Origin of the sequence: Streptomyces monomycini, from assembly GCF_022271435.1 — a bacterium.
Classification (GTDB): Bacteria; Actinomycetota; Actinomycetes; order Streptomycetales; family Streptomycetaceae; genus Streptomyces; species Streptomyces monomycini.
Map to the genome: position 1 here is coordinate 101,985 of NZ_JAFIQY010000001.1, position 21,204 is coordinate 123,188.

Here is a 21,204-nt window from a genome sequence, read left to right on the forward strand (position 1 = left end):
CTTGAATTCTTCCGGAGCCGTACGGGCGTGGAGCCGGCCGGCTCCACGCCCGTACGGATACGTCCCCGTCCTCGGCTAGCCCCGCGCGCCGAACACCTGCGTCCACGTCGGCCCGCCCGACGTGTCGTGCGTGCCTATGCCGATTTCCTTGAAGTCGCAGTTGAGGATGTTCGCCCGGTGACCGGGGCTGTTCATCCAGCTCTTCATCACGTTGTCGGCTGAGCGCTGTCCCCTGGCGATGTTCTCGCCGTAAGTGCTCCACCGGTATCCGGCGGCCGTGATGCGGTCGCCCGGGTCCGTGCCGTCCGGGCTGGTGTGGTCGAAATAGTTTCTGGCGTCCATGTCCTGGGAATGGCGACGGGCCGCGGTGACGAGCTGGTTGTTGGCGTGTACGGGTGAGCAGCCCTGTTTGGCGCGCTCGGCATTGACCAGGGTGGTGACCTGCTGGGCGAAGGCCGATCCGCCGCTTCCGGAACCGGAGGCCGGGGCGGGGGCGGGGGCCGCGGAGGACGGGCGCGGTGCCGGGGCGGCCGGTTCGGAGGGCGCCCGCTTCTTCCTCGGAGTGTGCGGCTCCTTGGAGGACGACGCGGACGGTGACGGAGTGGGGCTCGGGCTGCTGCTCGTCCTGGAAGGGGACGGGGTGGGGGGCGTCGCCGAGGGCGTGGCGAGGGGCGCCGACCCGGGCTCCGTAGCGGCCCGTGGGGTGCCGGGCTCGTCGTCCGGGCCGCCGGTGAACAGCGGCAGCGCGCCGCCCACCGTGGCGAGGGCGGCCGCCGCCACGGCGGCCGCGGTGACGGCACGACGGCGGCGGACCCGGCGGCTCTCCCGCAGTGCGTCACGGAGTTGGGCGCGGCCGCCCCCCGTGGCCGGTCCGGTGGCCGGAGCCGGCGCCGCGCCGCCTACAGCCGCCGACATGGCGGAGACGGACTGCTGGGAAGCGGCGGCCGCGAGGACCGGGGTCTCCATGGTGTCCGGCGCGAGGGCGGCGGCCAGCGGCACCAGGGCCAGGCCGACGAGCAGCCGGTCGGCGGGTACCAGACCGGACGAGAAGGAGGAGCAGACGGTGCATTCGCGGGCGTGCCGCGCGATGCGCTTGCGCCACAGCGCGGAGGGCACCCCGTCCCACTGCTCGGTCACCGTGTCCAGCAGGACGCACCGCGGCTCGGCGGACAAGGCGCGGACGACCACGCGGGAGGCTTCGAGCTGGGACTTCATCCGCTGAACCCGTACGGCCGTGTGCTGGGGCGTCAGCTCCATCGCGACGGCGACCTCCGCGCGCGTCAGCTCGCCGGCCGCTTCCAGCCACCACAGGGACAGCAGCGCGCGGTCACCCTCGTCGAGCCAGCGGGTGGCTTCGGCGACCTCCCGGCGCTGTCCGGACAGGCCGAGGCGGACGATGGTCAGTCCGACGAAGTCGGCGCGGGGGTCGGGGACGTCGTAGGCGTCGTCCAGGCCACCGGCGACGGGGACGGCCTGGTCCTGCCGCCAGTGCGCCCGTATCTGGTTCATCGTGATGGCCACCAGCCAGGACCGGAAGCTGCCCGGGTCACGGAGGTCGCCGAGGCTGCCGAGGGCCCGGAGCATCGTCTCCTGCGCCACGTCGTCCACGTCCGCGTGGCCGTGCAACGCGCGTCCCACGATGTTGTACACCAGGGGCATGGACGCGGTGACGAGCTGGTCCCTGGCCTGCCCGTCCCCCGCCTGCGCGGCCGCAATCACCGCAGGATCGAGTTCGCTGCTCACGCTCTGTCCACTCTCTTTCGGCTCGGGCTTGTTCCGTCCCACACACAGGAGATGCTGCGGGGGCGGAGCCGATAACAGAAATCGAGCAACCGTCCGTCAGATTCGTACAAGCTCGTGCAGGGCGGGTGCGAAGCCCTCCGGAACCGGCGACGGGATGCGCCAGAGGTACGGCTCCCGGGACGGCCTCGCCCCGCCCGTTCCCGAAATGTCGGGGGAAGAGTTGGGGGAAGTGCGCCGCCGGGTGCATCCTTCGGCGTGACTCGTGCGTCTCACGAGCAAGCCACCCTCTCATGTGGCCGTACTAGAGCGGCATTTGGAGAAAACACGTTGAAAACTGGCATCAAGGGCGTACGTCGCCTGTCCGCGACGGCCGTCACCGCCGCGGGAGCCGTTCTGCTGACCGGGACGTTCGCCGCTCCGGCACAGGCCGCGGCGCCCCAGGCCGCCCCGGCGAAGGCCGCGGTCAAGGCCGCGGCTCCCAAGGCCCCCGCGATCACCGCGGTGGGCGGTTTCGTGATGAACAACGGCAACGGCAAGACGGCCTTCGCCAAAGCGGCGGACAGCCGCCGTTCCATGGGCTCCACCACCAAGATCATGACGGCTCAGGTGGTGCTGTCCCAGAAGAAGCTCAACCTGGACACCAAGGTCACGGTCGACAAGGCGTACAGCGACTACATCGTCGCCAAGACCGCCTCGTCGGCCCGGCTCATCGTCGGTGACAAGGTCGCCGTCCGCCAGCTGCTGTACGGGCTGATGCTCCCGTCCGGCTGCGACGCGGCGTACGCGCTGGCCGACAAGTTCGGCAGCGGATCCACGCGGGCGGCGCGGGTGAAGTCGTTCATCGGCCAGATGAACACCGCGGCGAAGAACCTCGGTCTGAAGAACACCCACTTCGACTCGTTCGACGGCATCGGCAACGGTGCGAACTACTCGACGCCGCGTGATCTGACGAAGCTGGCCTCCAGCGCGATGAAGAACGCCACGTTCCGCAGCGTCGTGGGCACCAAGTCCACCAAGCAGAAGGTCACGACGAAGAGCGGCGGCTACCGCTACATGTCGTGGACCAACACCAACAACCTGCTCGGCAGCTACGTCGGCACCATCGGCGTCAAGACGGGCTCCGGCCCGGAGGCCAAGTACTGCCTGGTCTTCGCCGCCACCCGGAAGGGCAAGACGGTCATCGGTACGGTCCTCGCCTCTTCCTCGGTGGCCAACCGCACCGCCGACGCGAAGAAGCTACTGGACTACGGCTTCGCGGTGTGACACACGGAGAGGGCCTGCCCGCGGCAACCGGCCGCGGGCAGGCCCTTTCTCTTGCCGTCCTCCGGACGGCAGGCCCCGGTAGCCCCCGTGGTGGGGGTGTCCCCAGGCCGGGGACGGGGGCCGGCCGCATTCTCCGCGCCGGGGTGCGCTTCTAGCGTCCTTGCTCATGACCCACTCCGTACGGACGCCCCCTCTCCCGCCCCCGGGCCCGCCTCCGTCCCCGGCCCAGCCCTCGGCTCCGGGCCGCCGCGGACTCCTGGTGTTCCTCACCGTGGCCAACCTGGGCATGTGGGCCGCCATGGCTCCTCTCCTGCTCACGGGTTTCCGGCGGGAGAGCGCCCGGTCGGAGACCGGCACGCTGGAGGAGGTGTGCATCTCGGCCGCGATGTTCGCCCCGGCGCTCGCCGCGCTCCTCGTCGTCCGGTACGTGGACCGCACCGGCCGGATACGGGACGTCCTCGCCCTGCGGTGGCCCCGGCCCCACGGCCGCACCGTGCGCTCCTGTCTCCTGGCCCTCGCGGTCCCGGCGGCGCTGACCACCGTCGCGCTCGGCGTCGGGGGCGCGTTCGGGCACTATCCCCTCGGTGTGCGGTGGCAGGGACTGGCTGCCTGGGCCGCCGCCATGCTGCTCCAGATGCTGCTCTCCCTGCCGCTCTTCTTCGGCGAGGAACTGGGCTGGCAGGGCTACCTCTTCCCCCGTCTGGCACGAGGCGGCGGGGGCGCGCGCCTGGTGTGGGCGTACGTGGGCACCGGCGCCGCCTTCGCGCTGTGGCACCTGCCCACCCTGCTGATGGGCGGGCAGTACCCCGGCCGGCCCTGGTACATGTCCGTACCGGCCATGGTGATCAGCTGCGTGCTCCTGCTGCCGGTCTTCACCTGGCTGCGGCTGCGCTCCGCGTCGGTGGTGCCCGCGGTCCTCGGCCACACCTTCGTGAGCACGGCCAGCGTGGGCATGGTCACGGTGTTCGCCGCGCCGGACGCTCCCCTGGACCCCCTGCACATGGGGCTGACCGGGTGGCCCGGCTGGATCGTGACGGCCGCATTCGTCGTCTTCCTCGCGCTGACCGGGCGCCTCCGGCCCTCCGCGTACGCCCCCGGCGGCCGCCGGCACCGTCAACGCCCCGCCCGTACCCGGGTGCCGGAGCCGCCGTGACCCGGCGAGTAGGCTCCGTGCGATGGAGATCTTCCACCTGCGCTACTTCGTGGCGGTCGCCGAGCACCTGAGCTTCTCCCAGGCCGCCCGCCATCTGCACATGGCGACCTCCCCCCTGAGCCAGCGGGTGCGGGATCTCGAACGCGAACTCGGGCAGAAACTCTTCGACCGGGACTCCCACCATGTGGCGCTCTCCCCCGCCGGCCGGACCCTGCTGCCCATCGCCAAGGACGTGCTGGGCCGGTTCGACGACATTCCCTGGCGGCTGCGCCGGGAGATAGGACCCGAACGGCGTGCCGTGTACGTGGGCGTGCCGCCCGCGCTGCACCCGCGGATGCGGGAGCGTCTGACGCGGCTGGAGGAGCGCTGCTCCGAACAGTTCGACGTCAAACGCTGGCCCGGGAAGAGCGGCAACCTCCTGAACGCGGTGCAGCGCGGCGACCTGGCCATGGCCCTGGTCCATCTGCCCGTGCACGCCGAGGGCATCGAGGTGGTGGAGTTGCTGCACGAGCCGCTGGGCGCGGTGCTGCCCGCCACCGACTTCCGCGGCCGCGCCTCGGTGTCGCTGAGCGAACTCACCGGTTACACCTATGTCTGTTCCGCACCCGGAACCCTGCCGACCTATTTCGAGCAGCTCAAGGTACGACTGAAAGCCGCGGGCATCCACAAGGAAATCACCTTGAACATCGGCGACTATGCGAGCGTCGCGGAAATGGTGGCGAACGGTTCGACTTTCGGCATCACCTTGCTGGAGCGGGAGAACAACGCGAACTCCTATGGAAATGACGCCAACGTGGTGCTGCCGTTCCGGGATTTCTCCCCGTCGCTGACGACCGGGCTGATCTGGCGGCGCGACCGGGGCGAAGCCGACGGTGACCTGCACGTCCTGGTACGGGAAGCGCGGTGCGCGCTGCCGGATACGGCCGGTACGGACTGAGCGGGCGACGTACCCGGTGACGCCCGCTCCGTAACGGCGCCCCAGTCTCCGTCATCCGTCTTCCTGAAAGACGCGAAGAGCGGCGTGACCACTGCGGTCACGCCGCTCTTCGCGTATTGGTGTCACCCACGGATTGAGTATCCGCGCGGCCCGGGTCTAGCGTTTCCGATGGACGAAGGAAGAAGGAAGAGGGGACAAAGGACGCGGGACGCAGTGCGTTTCCCGCATTCGGCCCGGAGCTTTTCCTACCTGAGGCTTTTCCGACCTGGAGTGGTGATGGCACCCGTAACATCCGCAGCATCCCCGGAGGACACCGCGGTACGTCCCGACACCGGCGACACCGTCGAAAGCGGCAGCGGCGAAGGCGACAGCAGCAACAGTGGCAGCGACGACCGCATCGCCGGCGGCCCGCTCGCCGGGGTCCGCGTCATCGACATGGCCACGGTCGTGATGGGCCCGTACGCCGCCCAGATCCTCGGCGACCTCGGCGCCGACGTCATCAAGATCGAGTCCCCGAACGACACCGTGCGCGTCGGCGCGATGCATCGCACGCCCGGTATGACGCCGCTGAACCTCAACGTCAACCGCAACAAGCGCAGCGTCACCCTCAACCTCAAGGACGACACCGACCGGGACCGGGCCCTGGAGCTGATCGGCACGGCCGACATCCTCGTCACCAACATGCGCATCGGCGCGCTGCGCCGCCTGGGCATGGACTACGACAGTCTCGCCGCCGCACACCCCCACCTGATCTACGCCCACGCGCAGGGTTTCCGCCCTGATTCCGACCGGGCGCAGCTGGCCGCGTACGACGAGACCGTCCAGGCGGCCTCCGGGCTGCTGGACCTGGCGGAACGCTCCGGTGACGTGGGCGCCCCGGTGGTCCTGCCGAGCATCTTCGCCGACAAGGTCGCCGCGCTGTCGATCGTGTACGCGACGCTGGCCGCCCTGGTGCACCAGCGGGCGACCGGCCAGGGGCAGCACGTCGAGGTGCCGATGGTGGACACGCTGCTGGCGTTCAACCTGGTCGAGCACTTGCAGGGGCGGATCTACGAACCGCCGATGGGCCCGACCGGCTTTCCGCTGTCCATGAACAAGGGGCACCGGGCGCGGCCCACGAAGGACGGCCTGGCGATGATCATTCCGTACGGCCCGCAGAACTTCCGCGACCTGTTCGCGGCCGCCGGCCGGCCCGACCTGGCCGGGGACCCGCGCGTCAACGGCGAGTTCATCGACTCCGTACGCGACGGGGAAGCGCTCGCCGAACTGCTGGAGACGGTGACGCCGCGGCTGACCACCGCCGAGTGGACGGAGGTGTGCACCAAGCACAGCATTCCCGTGGGGCCGGTGCTGCGACTCGACGAGGCGCCGGACGACCCGTACATCCGTGAAGGGCACCTGATGGACGTGGCCGAACACCCGAGCGAGGGCGCCTACCGCGTGGTGGGCGTGCCGCTGGCCTTCTCCGCCACGCCCGCCTCGATACGCCGGCACGCGCCGCTGCCGGGTCAGCACACGGAGGAGGTCCTCGCCGAACTGGCCCGCGCCACGGAAGCCACCGCCACGACGACGGCTCAGCGCACGCAGTCCGAGGCCGTCGCAAAGGAGGAGCAGCGATGAGCACCCCGGTTTCCCAGGAGGCCACGGTGGGCGACGGGCCGGTGCAGGTCCGGTACGAGCCGCTCGGCACGGACGAAGACGCGGGCAAGGAACACGCCGGCAGCGCCCTGGTGATCACCATCGATCGGCCCCGGGCCCGAAACGCCGTGGACGCGGCGGTCGCCGAGGGCGTCGCCGCCGCCGTGGACACCCTGGAGTCCGATCCCGCCCTCCGGGTGGGCGTACTCACCGGTGCGCAGGGCACGTTCAGCGCCGGGATGGACCTCAAGGCGGCGGCCCGCGGTGAGCGCGTGAACATACCCGGCAAGGGGTTCGCCGGGCTGGTGGAAGCCCGTACCACCAAGCCGCTGATCGCGGCGGTCGAGGGCTTCGCCATGGGCGGCGGTTTCGAGCTGGCTCTCGCCTGTGACCTGGTGGTCGCGGCGGACGGCGCGCGCTTCGCGCTGCCCGAGGTCAAGCGCGGTCTGATCGCCGGAGGCGGCGGCGCGCTGCGGCTGCCCCGGCGCATCCCGTACCACCTGGCCATGGAACTGCTGCTGACCGGCCGGACCGTCACCGCCGCACGTGCCCGCGCGCTCGGCATCGTCAACCAGGTGAGCGAGGACGGCCAGGCCCTGGCCGCCGCTCTGGCACTCGCCGCGGAGGTGGCGCGGAACGCGCCGCTGGCGCTGGCCGCCGTGAAGGAGGTCGTCCGGCAGGCGGACGGCGTACCGGAGTCCCAGGCCTTCGCCGCACAGGCCGAGGCGATCGGCAGGCTGGTCCGCTCGGAGGACTTCGCCGAAGGGATATGTGCCTTCGGCGAGAAGCGGGCGCCCCGCTGGAGCGCCCGATGAACGGAGGAAAGCGCCTCGGCGATCTCCGCGCGCCGCTCACCGCCCGCTACCCGGCCCACGCCTGAGGAGCACTGCCATGTCCCCCACCCACCACAATCTCATGTCCCCCATCGGTACCGTGGCCATCGTCGGAGCCGGCACCATCGGCCTGTCCTGGGCCGCCCTGTTCGCCGCTCACGGTCTGCCCGTGACCGTCACCGATCCGCGTGAGGACCTGGACGACGCCGTGGCCGAGGCGCTGCCGCTGCTCGCCTACGGGCTGCCGGATGCCGATGCCGAGGGGTTGCGCGGCCGTATCCGTATGACGCACGACCTGGCCGCGGCCGTCGCGGACGCGGACCTCGTGCAGGAGAACGGCCCGGAGAACCTGGAGTTCAAGCAGCGGCTGTTCGCCGACATCGCGCGGCACGCCCCCGCCGGGGCCGTGCTGGCCACGTCCAGCTCCGGCATCGTCGCCACCGCCATCGCCGCGCCCCTGCCGGACGCGACCGCCGCGCGGCTGCTGGTCGCGCATCCCTTCAACCCGCCGCATCTTCTGCCGCTGGTGGAGATCGTGCCCGGCGAACGCACCTCCGAGGAAACCGTCGAGACCGCCACGGCCTTCTACCGGGCGCTGGGCAAGACGCCGGTGCGGCTGCACAAGGAGCTGCCCGGGTTCGCGGCCAACCGTTTGCAGGGCGCCGTCCTCCAGGAGGCGGTGCACCTGGTGCTCAGCGGCGTGCTCGACGCCGGCGAGGTGGACACCGTGATGAAGGCGTCGCTGGGCGGCCGGTACGCCACCGTCGGCCCGTTCGAGAGCTTCCACCTCGGCGGCGGACCGGGCGGTATCCGGCACATGATGGACCACCTCGGCCCGGGGCTCGTCGAGGGCTGGCAGCACCTCGGCCGCCCGGAGCTGGACGACGTCGCCATGGCCACGGTCGTCTCCCAGACCGAAGCCGCGTACGGGCACGGCCCGGACGCCTACCGCGAGCGCGCCGCGCTGCGCGACCGCAAGCAGCTCGCCCTCAACGACGCGCTCAACCGGGCCGAACAGGCCTGATGCCCCAGGGCGGCCTGGGCCAGGTCTGGTTCTCCGTTCCCGGTCCGGTCCGGAGCCGCCGATCCGCTCGTACGCACTCACGCACCCCCAGCACAGCCAGGAGCCCACCATGCCCAAGCCCGCCAACCCCACCCCCGACTTCTTCGGCTTCGCCGACCTCCTCGACGACGGCGAACGCGCCGAACTCGCCGCCATGCGCGACTGTCTGGAGGCCGAGATCAAGCCGCTGGCCAACGACGCCTGGGACCGGGCGGAGTTCCCCTTCGAGGCGATCGAGAAGATCGCCAAGCTGGGCCTGGCCGGCTACCACTACCCCGAGTACGGTGACGGCCGCCCGCGCAGCGAGCTGTTCTCCGGCTTCCTCAACCTGGAACTCAACCGCGTCGACCCGTCCCTGGCGGTCTTCGCCGGGGTGCACAACGGTCTGGCGATGGGCAGCATCCACGGCGGCGGTGACCAGGAGCAGCGCGATCGCTGGCTGCCGGACATGGCCGCGATGCGGACCATCGGCGCCTTCGCCCTGACCGAGCCGGAAGGCGGCTCGGACGTCGCGGGCGGCATGCGCACCACGGCCCGGCGCGACGGCGACACCTGGGTGCTCAACGGCGCCAAGCGCTGGATCGGCAACGGCACCTTCGCCGACGTGGTCGTGGTGTGGGCGCGCGACACCGCCGACGGCAACGTCAAGGGATTCGTGGTGCACCAGGGCACCCCCGGCTTCACCGCCACGAAGATCGAGGGCAAGATCGCGCTGCGTACCGTGCAGAACGCCGACATCACGCTGGACGAGGTCCGCGTACCGGAGGCCGACCGCCTTCAGCGGATCAACAGCTTCCGGGACACCGCCGCCGTCCTGGCGCGCACCCGCGGCGGAGTGGCCTGGCAGGCCCTGGGTGTGGCCGTACGCGCCTACGAACTCGCCCGCGAGTACGCCGTCGAGCGCGTGCAGTTCGGCAAGCCGATCGGTGCCTTCCAGATGATCCAGGACCTGCTGGTCAAGATACTGGGCAACGTCACCGCCATGTTCGGCATGGTCGTGCGCCTCAACCAGCTCACCGCCGCGGGACGGGCCGGCGCGGAGCAGGCCGCGCTGGCCAAGGCGTTCACCACGACCCGGATGCGCGAGTGCGTCGCCTGGGCGCGCGAGCTCTTCGGGGGCAACGGCATCGTCCTCGACTACGAGATCGCGAAGTTCTTCGCCGACGCGGAGGCGGTCTACTCCTTCGAGGGCTCCCGTGAGATGAATACCCTCATCGTCGGCAAGTCCATCACCGGCCACAGCGCCTTCGCGTAGGCACCGGGGTCCGCACCACTCCCTTGGCGCCGGGCCTCGCACCGCTCCCGTCCTGTGCGGGGGCGGTGCTGTCGTGCCTTCGGGTGTCGAGGCGGGGTGTAGCCGTCAGGGGCGGGGGTTGCTGTCACTGGTCGTCGGGGGCGGCCGTCACTGGCCTGGAGCGGTCGTCACCGGCCGGGGACGGCTGTCACTGGTCGGGAGCGGCTGTCACGGATTCGTGGCGGCCGCGGCGGGCGGAGGCGACGGAGGCAGCGGATTTCATCCGTTCCTCGTCGTACTGCTTCCAGTCGGCGGGCGGCCAGGTCGCCTCGGGGGCCGCGAGCGACCGGTCGATGTGCTCCCGCAGTCCCTCGCCGAAGAAGTCGGACACCTGCCGTACCAGCTTCAGCGCCTCGATGGTGCCCGAGCTGAGGGGCCTGGCCATCCGGTCGGTGCCGCCCGGCACACTGCGCGGGGCGGTGTGCGCGTGGTGCGCCGCCCGCAGCGCGTGGCTCTGCAGGCCGGCACACGCGTAACCGACCGCCAGGGCGATCCGCCGCACCGCGTCGTCCACCCCGCGTGTCAGCTCACCCGCGCCCAGGAGCGTCTGGTGCGGGCTGCCAGGCCCTTCGAGTCCGTCCGCCGTGCGCGGCGGCAGCTTTTTCTCCTCGGCGTCGAGCAGCCGGTGCGCCCGTTCCATGACGGTCGCGACGAAGGCCAGCTCTTCCAGGTCGATGGAGTGGGTCATGGCGGTCCTCCCGTGCCGTGTGCGTACAACGGCACCGTAGGGACGGCTGGTCCCATACATGACCCGATCCGCCAAAAGCAGACCCATTGGAGTTACGGACGGGCCTGCCTCCGGTACGCCGACGGCCCGTCAGTGCGCGATGGAGTCGATGAGGTCGCGCGCTCCCTGGCGCAGCAGCGCGACGGCGACGGACGTGCCCAGGGTGGCCGGGTCGAGCGGCCCGGCCCACTCGTGTGCGTTGAGCACGGTCTTGCCGTCGGGGGTGAACACGCAGGCCCGCAGGGACAGTTCGCCGCTGCGTTCGGTCTTCGCGTACCCGGCGATCGGCGAGTTGCAGTGGCCCTGCAGCACGTGCAGGAACATACGTTCGGCAGTCGCTTCCCGGAAGGCGTCGCGGTCGCCGAGGGCGCTGACCGCGTCAATGGTGCCGGTGTCGTCCTCGCGGCACTGGAGGGCCAGGATGCCGGCGCCGATGGGCGGGCACATCGTCTCGGCCGGCAGGATCTCGGTGATGACGTCGCGGCGGCCGATGCGCTCCAGCCCGGAGACGGCCAGCAGCAGGGCGTCGGCGTCCCCCGCGTGCAGCTTCTCCAGACGGCGGTTGGCGTTGCCGCGCATCGGCACGCACTCCAAGTGCGGATACGAGGCGGCGAGCTGTGCGACACGGCGTACGGAGGACGTGCCGATGCGCGTGCCGTCGGGCAGCTCGTCGAGGGTGAGGCCGCCGGGATGGATGAGCGCGTCGCGGATGTCGTCACGTTCGAGGAAGGCGGCGAAGGTGGTCCCGGCGGGCAGAGGACGGTCGGCCGGGATGTCCTTGACACAGTGCACGGCGAGGTCCGCCTCCCCGGCCAGCAGGGCGGCGTCCACCTCCTTGGTGAAGGCGCCCTTCCCTCCGAGTTCGGAGAGGTCGCCCATCCAGCGGTCACCGGAAGTCGTGACGGGCACGACCTCCGTACGGGTTCCGGGGTGCCGGGCGGCCAGCTCGCCGCGTACGCGTTCCACCTGGGCGAGCGCCATGGGAGAGGAACGCGAGACGATACGGATCAGTTCAGGCGCGGACATGGCGTACACCCTAGGGCGTCGGGGCTCGGCTCCGGCTCGTCGGACACTTGGACACGGGGTGGGTGGGGGTGACCGGGGGCGGGTGGGGCTGACGGGACGGGCGGGACAAACGGGATCGGGAACGGGCGCGAGCCGCCGGAGGCGGGCTGGGCGGATGCGGCCGGAGACGGGTCGGGGGCGCGGGGCGGGACCACGGGCCGGATGCGCGGGCCGGTGCTCCGCCTCACCCGGCTCGCCCGGTTGGACGCGGCCACCCGGGAACCGGGCCGGGAGCCCGAGCGCGACGCTTCCTTCCAGGTGTACGTCCACCACCCGCAGCCGGATGCCCGGCGCGGTCGCGGAAGGCATGCGCGAAGGGTGCTGACGGAGGACACTCGCGGGGGCGCCATCACCGACGTCGTTTTCGTCGCGGGCGGCACGGTCGTCCGACCGGACGCGCCCGCCGGTGACGGGGCCTGTACGCGGCTGTCCCTGGGACGAGTTCCAGACCTGACGGGTGATGAGGCCTGACGGATGGTGAGGCGAGGCCGTCGGGAGGGGGCCGCGAGGGCACTGTCACCCCGTTCGCCCATCCCGGCGTGCGGACCGGCGAAGGCTGGGTCAAGGTCATCTCGTCAGGTCCACCCACCTCAGTCTCAGGAGAGTCACATGCTTCGAAACGTCGCGATCACCCTCGCCGGTGTCACGGCGGCCGGTTTCCTGGCCGCCGGGCCCGCCGCCGCCGACTCGGGCGGTGGCGCCGCCGCGGCAGGCGCGTACGGCTCCGGCGGCTACTCGTCGGAGAACACGCTCGGCGGGTACCGCCACTACAACGTCGGCGGGCCCTCGGGTGTCACCGCCACCGGCGCTGCCTACGCCCACAGCAAGGCGAGCGGCGAGTTCGACTACGGCCGCTACTTCAAGGCCGTCTGGCGCTGACCCGGATGCGCGTCGGCACGCCGACGGCCGCGCCCCGCGTCCTTCCACGGCGCGGGGGCGCGTAGGCGTCGTCAGGTTGCCCGCCGACGGCCCGTGGCACCGGCTGTCACCTCCCCTTCACGCACGTGTCCGGATGCCCCTCACCGGGAAATCCCGACGGCGGCCGCTGCCACGCACCAAGCCTGCCGCACGGCACCAGCACTCCGTGGCGGACGACGGAACGCAGACAGAGCGGCCCCTGCCGGAAGCTTTCGGCGGGGGCCGCTCCGCTGTCCGGGCGTCGGCGCCGGTCAGCCGTCACCGTGCACCGTCAGCCGTGGCTCCGGTCCGGGGTCTCCAGGACCAGGACGGGGATCTCACGGTCGGTCTTCTGCTGGTAGTCGGCGTAGTCGGGAAACGCCTCGACCGCGCGTCCCCACCACAACGCCTTCTCCTCGCCCGTCACCTCGCGGGCCACCAGATCCATGCGTACGGGCCCGTCCTGCAACTCCACCCGGTTGTCCGCCACGATGTTGTGGTACCAGACCGGATGCTTGGGAGCCCCGCCCAGCGAGGCCACGACGGCGTAGCTGCCCTCGTGCTCCACCCGCATCAGCGGGGACTTGCGGAGCTTGCCCGACTTGGCGCCCCGGGTCGTCAGGACGATGACCGGCAGGCCCCGCATCGTCGTCCCCTTGGTGCCGCCGCTGCTCTCGTACAGCTCGACCTGGTCGCGTACCCACTTCTCCGGGCTCGGCTCGTACTCGCCCTCAAGTGGCATGGCATCCGTCCCATCGTCGCATCGTCGTCCGCCCGAACGGGCGTGTGTCGTACGGTCCCGTCCGCGGGCGGAACCGACCTGACCCTTTCTCAACACCGGGGGCGTACGCAATCATCCCGCGGGGTGTCGTGGCAGGTGGCGGGCCGACGCTACCGCGCCGCCGGCGTACCCGATCCACTCATGGCCGCCTTGTGCTGACGGCCCGCCAGGCGGGAACCGGACTCACGTCGGGTGGTCCTGCGCACCAGCGGTACGGCGAGGAGGAAGCCGACGACGGCCCATGCGGTGAGGACCAGGGCGACCGTGGGCAGCTGCCAGGAGCCCGACGCCTCGGCAGCGACCGCGCTGTCCGGCAGCAAAGCCGACCGCAGCCCCTGGGCCATCCACTTGAGCGGGAACACCGAGGCTGTCTGCTGCACCAGCTGCGGCATCCGGGACAGCGGGAACATCGTCCCGGAGATGATGAGCAGCGCCATGGAGGGCAGCACGACCAGGGCCAGCGCCTCACGCGGGTTGGGCAGGACCGCGCCGATGGCGGCGCCGAGCGGCACGACCGCGAGCAGTCCGAGGCCGGTGACCCAGAGCAGGGTGAGCCACTGCGCCGGACTGGCCGGCAGCGGGCCGTCGGCCAGCACCGCGCCGGCCGCGAGCAGCAGGACGAGACTGCCGACGGCCGTGCCCAGGATCAGCAGCGCCTTGGCCACGAGGTACGCCGGTATGCCGCCCGGTGTGGCCCGCAGCCGCAGCAGCGCGCCCTCTTCGCGCTCCGTCACGAGCATCTGCGGGACGGTCAGCACGCCGAGCTGGAAGAGCAGATAGGCGCAGAACCCGACCATCATCAGATGGCCCATCGACAGTTCCGTGCCGGGTACGGTGCCGCTGATGGTCGTGGCGAGCACGAGGGCCACCACGACGTTCGCCAGATGGCCGCTCAGCTCCTTCTTGTTGCGGGCGAGCTGGCGCAGCTCGATGCCTCCGCGCCGGACCCCCGCCCGCAGGATGCGCTGCGGTCCCGTCCCCCTCATACGGCACTGTCCTCTCGGTCCCCGGAGTCCGCCGGGTGTCGCTTCTCGGTGTTCACCATGTGCAGGTAGGTGTCCTCCAGCGTCGGGCGGCGCACCTCCAGGTCGGCTATCGGACCGCCGATGGCGCGGTGCAGTTCCCACACCAGCTGGGAGGGGTCCTCGGTACGTTCCCTGCGTGGGGTCCCGTCCTGGGCCGTCCAGCGCACCTCGGCACGCGCGGCGGCCTGCCGGGCCAGTTCGGCCGGGGTGCCGCAGACGCGTATGCGCCCGTCGACCAGCACGGCGATACGGTCGGCGAGGCGCTCGGCCTCGATGAGGTCGTGGGTGGTGAGCAGGACCGTGACGCCTTCGTCGGCGGCGAGCTTCTCGACCAGGACATGGAAGTCGTAGCGCGCCTCCGGGTCGAAGCCGGTGGTGGGCTCGTCGAGGAAGAGCAGCTCGGGGCGGCCGACGATGCCGAGGGCGACGTCGAGGCGGCGGCGCTGACCGCCGGAGAGCCTGCTCACCAGCTGGTCCGTCTGCCCGGTCAGGCCGACGACTGCGAGCAGTTCCTTCGGGGGGCGCGGGTCGGGGTAGTACTCGGCGAAGTGGCCGACCAGCTCTCCCACCCGCCACCTGCCGTGGTCGCGCCAGGACTGCAGGACGAGGCCGAGCCGTCCGCGCCAGGAGTCGTCGCCGCGCAACGGGTCCGTGCCGAGCACCTGCACGTCACCCGACGAGCGCCGGCGGAAGCCTTCGAGTATTTCGACGGTGGTGGTCTTCCCGGCGCCGTTCGGCCCGAGCAGGGCGAAGATCTCGCCACGGTGGATGTCCAGGTCGACGCCTTGCAGCACTTCCCTGGAGCCGTAGGACATGCGCAGGTCGCGGATCTGCACCACGGGTTCGGGCCCAGTCATCGGCGGGCCTCCGTCCGCGTCGGCCGGGTGCTCGCGGGGCCCCTGCCGACAGTGTGGGCGCGGGGCGTGGCGGCTTGGGACGGAGGCGCCCCTCCCCCGGAGGACGGACCCTTGGCGGCCCCTTCGACGATCGCCCGCAGCGCTGCCACGTGCCCTTCGAAAGCGGTCCGGCCCCGGTCGGTGAGCCGGACCTTCGTCCGGCGCTTGCGCCCGCCGCCCTCCTTCTGGATCTCCAGATACCGGGCCTCCTCCAGCGTGTGGAGCTGTTTGGAGAGCGCCGAGTCGCTGAGCGAGAGGCTGTCCCGGATGAACGGGAAGTCCGCCCATTCGGTGGCGGCGAGCAGCGCGACCACCGACAGCCGGGTGGACGGGTGGATCAGTTCGTCGAATCCGGTGGGGGTACTCATCCACGTCCCCCGTAGTGGCGCATCGGGGCGAAGGCCCAGCGGTTGGCGGGCGCGGTGACGAGCAGGAAGAGGCCGGCGCATATCGTGGCCTGCACGAGGCTGCCGTACGGCACTTCCGCCCACGCGACCAGCCAGGAGCTGAGCCCGATGCTCGCTCCGCCCAGGGCGGCGGCCACGACGAACACGGCGTACACACGCCAGGTGTAGCGCGAGCGGTGCAGCCGCACCCGCGACTTGCGGCTCGACCGCACCCCCATGGCGGCCAGTACGCCCACGTAGGCCGCCAGGGTCGCCCAGAGCGACCATTTGGGGAGGTCGAGCCCACTGACGGCCAGGTAGAGCCACATCACCGCCGCGATCGGCAAGTACCCCCGACGCCCTGTCACCGTGCAGCGTTCCAACTCGTCGTAGACCCGCTCCTGCGGGACACGGATTCGCTGCAGATCCGCCCATGCCTGCTCGGCGTCCATCATCGGTGCGCCCACGCGCATCGCCCCCTAAGAATTCGGCGTGCCGAATCAGCGGCGGCCGAGCCCGGCCACCGACTTTCCCACTAGGAAAGTTAGCGCAGACTTTCCCGGCAGGCAAGTCAAAACGGCGATGTCGGCGGATGAGCCGTGCGGCATGGGCCGTCGCGGTAAGAGCCGTCGGCGACGGCGGTGTTCACGCGGACTGCTCTTCGAGCGCCGGGGAAGACGGCGCCGCCCCGTGAGCGTGGAAGCCGGTGACGACCGAGCGGCTGGACGCCTCGTCCGACGACGCGACTCAGGCGATCCAGTGCGGTCGGCGGTCGGCCGCCGAGGGCGGGAGGCCGTCCGCCAGTGCCGCGGCCATGCGGTGCACCGCGTCGCGGAGGGTTTCGGGAGGCGCGGTGTAAGGGATGCGGAGGCGCTGCGCGAAGACGCCCGGGTCGGTGGCGAAGTAGGTGCCGCCCTCGATCCGTACCCCGTGGTCCAGTGCCCGTTCGGCCAGCTCCGCGGCGAGAGGTTCGCCCATGTCGGCCCACAGGGACAGGCCGCCGGGCGGCTGTCGCCAGGTCCAGTGCGGAAGGTGCTCGGCCAGGGCGGCGGTGAGGGCGGCACGCTGGGTACGCAGCTGCTCCAGGCGCGTGGGCAGCAGATCCGCCGACCGGTCCAGCAGGTCCAGGGCCACAAGTTGGTCCAGCACCGAGCCGCCCATGTCGGTGGCGACCCGCTGGCCGGCGAGTTCGGTGACGAGCTGCGCGGGAGCGCGCAGCCAGCCGATGCGCAGACCTGCCCAGTGGGTCTTGCTCATCGAGCCGATGGTGATGAGCCGGCCGCTCCCACCCGGCACGGCGAAGGAGGCGAAGGGCCGGGGCGCGGGGACGTCGAGGGCGAGGTCGGTCAGGGTCTCGTCGACGACCAGCCAGGTCGCGGAGCGCTGCGCGGACCGCAGGATGCAGGCGCGCTGCTCCGCGGGCATGAGGCAGCCGGTCGGGTTGTGGAAGTCGGGGATCAGATAGGCCAGCCGGTGCACGGACCGGCGCAGGGACGACGCGACGGTCTCGGTGTCCCAGCCGGTGTCGGTCACGGGGACCGGCACGGTACGCAACCGGGCGCGCCGCATGGCCTCCAGGGCGTTCGGGTAGGACGGGTTCTCGGCCAGGATGCGGTCGCCGGGGCGGCACAGCAGCCCGAGGACGAGCGTGAGCGCGTGCTGGGCGCCGGAGGTGACCAGGATCTGGTCGGGCACGGTGGCCAGGCCCCGCCGGGTGAAGCGTTCGGCGATGGCGGCGCGCAGTTCCGGCAGGCCGTAGGGGTGGTAGCCGGGCGTGCCGACGTGTTCGGCCAGCTGGGGGGACACCCTGGTGAGGGCGTCGGCGAGGGTCCCGTGCGGCAGGGCGGGGGCGGCCCTGGCCAGGTCGATCGTGGTGTCCCGGGCGCCGAGAAGCCGTGTCACGCCGCGGGGAGTACGGCCTGCGGGCAGGGCCGTCCAGGTGCCGGAGCCCCGGCGGCTGTGCGCGAACCCGCTCTCGCGCAGCAGGTCGTAGACGGCCGTGACGGTGGCCCGGCTGACGCCGAGGGCGGTGGCGAGTTCACGTTCGGCGGGGAGCCTGACGTGCAGCGCGATACGCCCGTCCAGGGTCAGTTCACTGATCGTCTGCGCCAGGTGGCGGTAGGCGGGCCGCGCACGCGTGGGGTCGGGCAGCAGCGCGGCCAGTTGCGTGCTCCCCAGAGTGCGGCCCACGAGCCCTGTCCCGTTCAGGGGCTGGGACGGCCCGGTTTCCGCCACGTCTTCCCTCTCGTCTCCCCCGCGCCTCGCGGTACCCGGCCCACCGCTCCGCTCAGCCAGACCACTTCCCCGGCAATGGCCATGTTCTGCCAGCCGATCACTGTACAGAGTCGCCCCGGTGGCCCGGAAAGCATTCGGGTCAGCACACGACGAGAAGGCGGAGGCGGCCGGGCATGCGGCTTGAGCAGACGGAATCGGTGGGCGCGGCGGGAGAGGTGCGCACTGGGCGGCGTCGGCCCGGGGAGGAGCGACCGACGCGCTCGCCCCTCGGGCCCCGGGCGAGGTCGGGCAGACCCCCGCGCTCCCTCACGTACGTGCCGTTCGGCGAGCGTCCGCTGAGGCGCCTGCCCCAGCTGTTCACCGGCCTAGCCCTGTACGGCTTCAGCCTGTCGGTCCTGCTCAGAGCATCGCTGGGCGTCAATCCGTGGAGCGTCCTGTACGAGGGGGTGGCGCGCCACACGTCGCTGAGCTTCGGCACGATCAGCGCCGTCGTGGGCGTGCTCGTACTGCTGCTGTGGATTCCGCTGAGACAGCGGCCGACGTTCGGCACCGGCGCCAACATCGTCGTCCTGGCCTGCTCGTCCGACCTCGGGCTGCACCTCCTCCCCCAGCATCTGGAGCTTCCCGCACGCATCGGGCTGCTCGTGGGCGGCATCCTCCTGAACGGCCTGTCCGTGGCCCTCTACGTAGGCGCGCGGTTCGGTCCCGGCCCCCGGGACGGCCTGATGACCGGCATGGCGGCCGCGACCGGGCGCTCCCTCCGCTCCGTCCGTACGCTGATCGAGGTCGCCGTACTGGCCGTGGGCTGGCTGCTGGGCGGCGGCGTGGGGGCCGGCACCGTGCTGTACGCCCTCGCGGTCGGGCCGGTCACGCAGTTCTTCGTCCCGCGGTTCGCCTACCGGAGCGCGGCTGAACGGGCCGAAGGGGCCGGAGAGCGGGCGTGAGGGCCCCCGAAGAGCGGACGTGAGGATCACGGAGGTGTGCGGGCGCCCGTTCGCGGCTACTCCGGTACGTTCCGTACGGCGATGATCAACCGACCCGGCCGGCCGTGCGGCCCGGCCCGCTTCCAGGAGACACGGCATGAGCAGCGAACCGACCATGCGCATCATCACTCAGGACACCATCGGCGGTCCCGAGGTGCTGTACCTGACCGAGGCTCCCCGGCCGGCGCCGCTGCCCACCGAGGTGCTCGTTCGGGTGCGCTCCGCCGGGGTGAACCCGGTCGACTGGAAGACCCGCCAGGGCGGCGGTATGGCCGGGGTCCTCGGGGATCCGCCGTTCTCGGTGGGCTGGGACGTCAGCGGGGTCGTGGAGGAGGTCGGCTTTGGCGTGCACACGCTCAAGGTGGGCGACGAGGTGTACGGGATGCCGTGGTTCCCGCGGCAGGCCGGGGCCTACGGCGAGTACGTGACCGCGCCCTCCCGGCACTTCGCCCGCAAGCCGGCCGCGCTCGACCACGACCACGCGGCCGCCGTGCCGCTGGCCGCGCTGACCGCCTGGCAGTGCCTGGTGGACGCGGCGCACGTGGAGGCGGGCGGGCGGGTGCTGATCCACGCGGCCGCGGGCGGTGTCGGCCACTTCGCGGTGCAGTTCGCCAAGCACCTGGGCGCGCACGTCATCGGTACGGCCCGGGCGGCCAAGCACGACTGGCTGCACTCGCTCGGCGCGGACGAACTGGTCGACTACACCCAGGAGCGCTTCGAGGAGGCGGTGCGTAACGTGGACGTCGTCATCGACCTCGTGGGGGACGAGCACGACGCGACCAGCACCCGTTCGCTGCGTACGCTGCGGCCCGGCGGCACGCTGATCGCGGTTCCCTCCGGGGCCTCGCCCGACCTGCTGGAGGCCGCCCGCGCCCGGGGAGTACGGGCGAGCGGCTTCCTGGTGGAGCCGGACGGGGCCGCGCTCGCGCGTATCGGTGGCCTCGTCGACGAGGGGGCGGTGTCGGTGGAGGTCGAGGACGTACTGCCGCTGGCCGAGGCCGCCGAGGCGCACCGCCGGGGCGAGGAGGGCCGCACGCGCGGGAAGCTGGTGTTGCGCGTGGCGTCCTGATGCCACCGTGGCGGGGGCTCAGGTGCCCGTGCCCCGCGACTTCCGCCGCATGGTTGACCGGCTTTCCGGAGCTGCGTTCCGCACGAACTCCCTGGCTGCCGTAATGCGGATATTCGACGGTGTCCGGGGGGAATTGCGTGGCACATCGCTGTTGGGTGCCGACTGTCAGATGCCGGGGTCATCGGTACCGCGACGAGGTGCGGGCAATTCTTCGTGGCGGCGGAGGCGGCGGGATACAACGCGCCGCCCTCCGTCCGCCATGGTGATCGCGGACTGCCGTCGGCGCGGCATACGACCGCGCGTATACCCGCGATGTTCACCTCACCGGCTCACCACCGTGCGGTGTCTGCCGTGCGGTCGGTGTCCACTGTCCGGTGCCTGCCGTGCGGACGGAACGGATCCGACGGTTCACGACGGGTGCGGTCCGGCGATCCGGCTGACCGGCAGCCCGGTGCTTTGCCGGAAGCGTTCTACGCGTCGACCCATTCGTGGGACTGCGCCTGCTTCAGAAGACGCTGCCGGGCCTGGAGGATCTGCTCGCCCGTCATGCTCGGCACGCCGGTCACCAGCAGTTCGGTCACCTCGTCGAGGAACTCCTGGGCGGAGAGGGTGTCGCACAGCACACCGTCCTCGAAATTCCCGTCGTGCGCGGCGCTCTGCGCGCGGTGCGCACCGCCGGAGCGGCCGGGGGCGCCTTCCAGGAAACGCACTTCGGAGGCCTTGGGACCCCGGTCGCCCTCGTCCACCAGGAATTCGACCTTGACGCCGGGGGCCATCAGCCCCTTGTCGAATTCCAGGTCGTTCACATGCACGAAGACGTCTTCTCCGCCGTCGTCCGGCACGACGAATCCGTAGCCGCGCACCTCGTCGAACCGAATGACCTTGCCAGAAACCATCACTGTGCCCCAGACCCCAATTCCACAACTGCCCGCAAATTCCGCACCCCGTCGCCGTCGTCCCGGCGGCGCCCCGTTCCCACCGGCTGGGCCGGCAGAGGTTATCGCCGAAGGCGGAGACGATTCGGTGGATGTCCCGCCCATACTATTGCCGAGCGGCGGCGGAACGTCCAGCCCGGTGCCCGCCCCCGCGCGGCACCGGCGTACGCGGGCGGCCGTCGGGGCGGCACCGGACGGGCCGGCACGGTACCGGCTCGTCGGTACGGTACCGGCTCGTCGGTACGGTACCGGCTCGTCGGCACGGCACCGCCCCGACGGAA

20 protein-coding genes are annotated in these 21,204 nt (G+C 71.6%); 10 read left to right on the forward strand and 10 right to left on the reverse strand.

Annotation, left to right across the window (positions count from 1 at the left end; translation table 11 throughout):
- Positions 1 to 75 precede the first annotated feature (75 nt).
- Complete coding sequence (locus tag JXZ78_RS00505) at positions 76 to 1,743, reverse strand: sigma-70 family RNA polymerase sigma factor (RefSeq protein ID WP_030019761.1); 1,668 nt, start codon at positions 1,741 to 1,743, stop codon at positions 76 to 78.
- Between the two features lie 327 nt (positions 1,744 to 2,070).
- On the opposite strand from JXZ78_RS00505, the gene JXZ78_RS00510 reads away from it, so the two are divergent.
- From JXZ78_RS00510 to JXZ78_RS00540, 7 genes are all read left to right on the forward strand, one after another.
- A complete protein-coding gene (locus JXZ78_RS00510) occupies positions 2,071 to 3,006 on the forward strand; it encodes a D-alanyl-D-alanine carboxypeptidase family protein (protein WP_030019762.1) in 936 nt (311 codons plus the stop codon).
- Positions 3,007 to 3,172: 166 nt separating this feature from the next.
- Positions 3,173 to 4,159, forward strand: a complete 987-nt coding sequence (locus JXZ78_RS00515; protein WP_208870141.1) for a CPBP family intramembrane glutamic endopeptidase — start codon at positions 3,173 to 3,175, stop codon at positions 4,157 to 4,159.
- A gap of 22 nt (positions 4,160 to 4,181) precedes the next feature.
- The gene (locus tag JXZ78_RS00520; RefSeq protein ID WP_030019764.1) at positions 4,182 to 5,096 is read left to right on the forward strand and encodes a LysR family transcriptional regulator; all 915 of its coding nucleotides are present in this window, start codon (positions 4,182 to 4,184) and stop codon (positions 5,094 to 5,096) included.
- 276 nt (positions 5,097 to 5,372) lie between these two features.
- Complete coding sequence (locus tag JXZ78_RS00525; protein WP_078624194.1) at positions 5,373 to 6,716, forward strand: CaiB/BaiF CoA transferase family protein; 1,344 nt, start codon at positions 5,373 to 5,375, stop codon at positions 6,714 to 6,716.
- Entirely contained in the window at positions 6,713 to 7,549 is an 837-nt protein-coding gene (locus JXZ78_RS00530; RefSeq protein ID WP_078624195.1) for a crotonase/enoyl-CoA hydratase family protein, read from the forward strand. The genes JXZ78_RS00525 and JXZ78_RS00530 overlap by 4 nt, the downstream gene beginning before the upstream one ends.
- A gap of 76 nt (positions 7,550 to 7,625) precedes the next feature.
- Positions 7,626 to 8,591 (forward strand): 3-hydroxyacyl-CoA dehydrogenase NAD-binding domain-containing protein, encoded by a 966-nt coding sequence (locus tag JXZ78_RS00535; RefSeq protein WP_238782588.1) that lies wholly within the window; start codon positions 7,626 to 7,628, stop codon positions 8,589 to 8,591.
- A gap of 109 nt (positions 8,592 to 8,700) precedes the next feature.
- Entirely contained in the window at positions 8,701 to 9,885 is a 1,185-nt protein-coding gene (locus tag JXZ78_RS00540) for an acyl-CoA dehydrogenase family protein (RefSeq protein ID WP_030019768.1), read from the forward strand.
- A gap of 187 nt (positions 9,886 to 10,072) precedes the next feature.
- Here the strand turns inward: JXZ78_RS00540 and JXZ78_RS00545 are convergent, their stop codons facing one another.
- Together JXZ78_RS00545 and hemC are read right to left on the reverse strand one after the other, a co-directional pair.
- Positions 10,073 to 10,612 carry a hypothetical protein gene (locus JXZ78_RS00545; protein ID WP_050502394.1) on the reverse strand — a complete coding sequence of 180 codons (540 nt, stop codon included), beginning with the start codon at positions 10,610 to 10,612 and terminating at the stop codon, positions 10,073 to 10,075.
- Between the two features lie 129 nt (positions 10,613 to 10,741).
- Positions 10,742 to 11,677, reverse strand: a complete 936-nt coding sequence (hemC, locus tag JXZ78_RS00550) for a hydroxymethylbilane synthase (protein WP_030019770.1) — start codon at positions 11,675 to 11,677, stop codon at positions 10,742 to 10,744.
- A gap of 648 nt (positions 11,678 to 12,325) precedes the next feature.
- Between hemC and JXZ78_RS00555 the strand changes: the two genes are divergently transcribed.
- The gene (locus JXZ78_RS00555) at positions 12,326 to 12,595 is read left to right on the forward strand and encodes a hypothetical protein (protein WP_050502668.1); all 270 of its coding nucleotides are present in this window, start codon (positions 12,326 to 12,328) and stop codon (positions 12,593 to 12,595) included.
- A gap of 310 nt (positions 12,596 to 12,905) precedes the next feature.
- On the opposite strand, the gene JXZ78_RS00560 is transcribed toward JXZ78_RS00555, so the two are convergent.
- From JXZ78_RS00560 to yczR, 6 genes are all read right to left on the reverse strand, one after another.
- Positions 12,906 to 13,355 carry a nitroreductase family deazaflavin-dependent oxidoreductase gene (locus JXZ78_RS00560; RefSeq protein ID WP_030021582.1) on the reverse strand — a complete coding sequence of 150 codons (450 nt, stop codon included), beginning with the start codon at positions 13,353 to 13,355 and terminating at the stop codon, positions 12,906 to 12,908.
- 149 nt (positions 13,356 to 13,504) lie between these two features.
- Positions 13,505 to 14,380 (reverse strand): ABC transporter permease, encoded by an 876-nt coding sequence (locus tag JXZ78_RS00565; RefSeq protein WP_030021580.1) that lies wholly within the window; start codon positions 14,378 to 14,380, stop codon positions 13,505 to 13,507.
- Positions 14,377 to 15,276: an ABC transporter ATP-binding protein gene (locus JXZ78_RS00570; RefSeq protein WP_030021579.1), complete on the reverse strand. Its 900-nt coding sequence runs from the start codon at positions 15,274 to 15,276 to the stop codon at positions 14,377 to 14,379. The genes JXZ78_RS00565 and JXZ78_RS00570 overlap by 4 nt, the downstream gene beginning before the upstream one ends.
- Positions 15,273 to 15,683: a transcriptional regulator gene (locus tag JXZ78_RS00575; protein WP_030021578.1), complete on the reverse strand. Its 411-nt coding sequence runs from the start codon at positions 15,681 to 15,683 to the stop codon at positions 15,273 to 15,275. Before JXZ78_RS00575 ends, JXZ78_RS00570 begins: the two co-directional genes overlap by 4 nt.
- A complete protein-coding gene (locus JXZ78_RS00580) occupies positions 15,680 to 16,174 on the reverse strand; it encodes a hypothetical protein (RefSeq protein WP_030021577.1) in 495 nt (164 codons plus the stop codon). The genes JXZ78_RS00575 and JXZ78_RS00580 overlap by 4 nt, the downstream gene beginning before the upstream one ends.
- Before the next feature lie 274 nt (positions 16,175 to 16,448).
- Positions 16,449 to 17,891: a MocR-like transcription factor YczR gene (gene yczR, locus JXZ78_RS00585; protein WP_238782589.1), complete on the reverse strand. Its 1,443-nt coding sequence runs from the start codon at positions 17,889 to 17,891 to the stop codon at positions 16,449 to 16,451.
- Positions 17,892 to 18,250: 359 nt separating this feature from the next.
- Between yczR and yczE the strand changes: the two genes are divergently transcribed.
- Complete coding sequence (gene yczE, locus JXZ78_RS00590) at positions 18,251 to 18,880, forward strand: membrane protein YczE (RefSeq protein WP_033038423.1); 630 nt, start codon at positions 18,251 to 18,253, stop codon at positions 18,878 to 18,880.
- 136 nt (positions 18,881 to 19,016) lie between these two features.
- Positions 19,017 to 19,988 (forward strand): NADP-dependent oxidoreductase, encoded by a 972-nt coding sequence (locus JXZ78_RS00595; protein WP_030021574.1) that lies wholly within the window; start codon positions 19,017 to 19,019, stop codon positions 19,986 to 19,988.
- Positions 19,989 to 20,458: 470 nt separating this feature from the next.
- Here the strand turns inward: JXZ78_RS00595 and JXZ78_RS00600 are convergent, their stop codons facing one another.
- The gene (locus JXZ78_RS00600) at positions 20,459 to 20,884 is read right to left on the reverse strand and encodes a cold-shock protein (RefSeq protein WP_030021573.1); all 426 of its coding nucleotides are present in this window, start codon (positions 20,882 to 20,884) and stop codon (positions 20,459 to 20,461) included.
- Positions 20,885 to 21,204 lie beyond the last annotated feature (320 nt).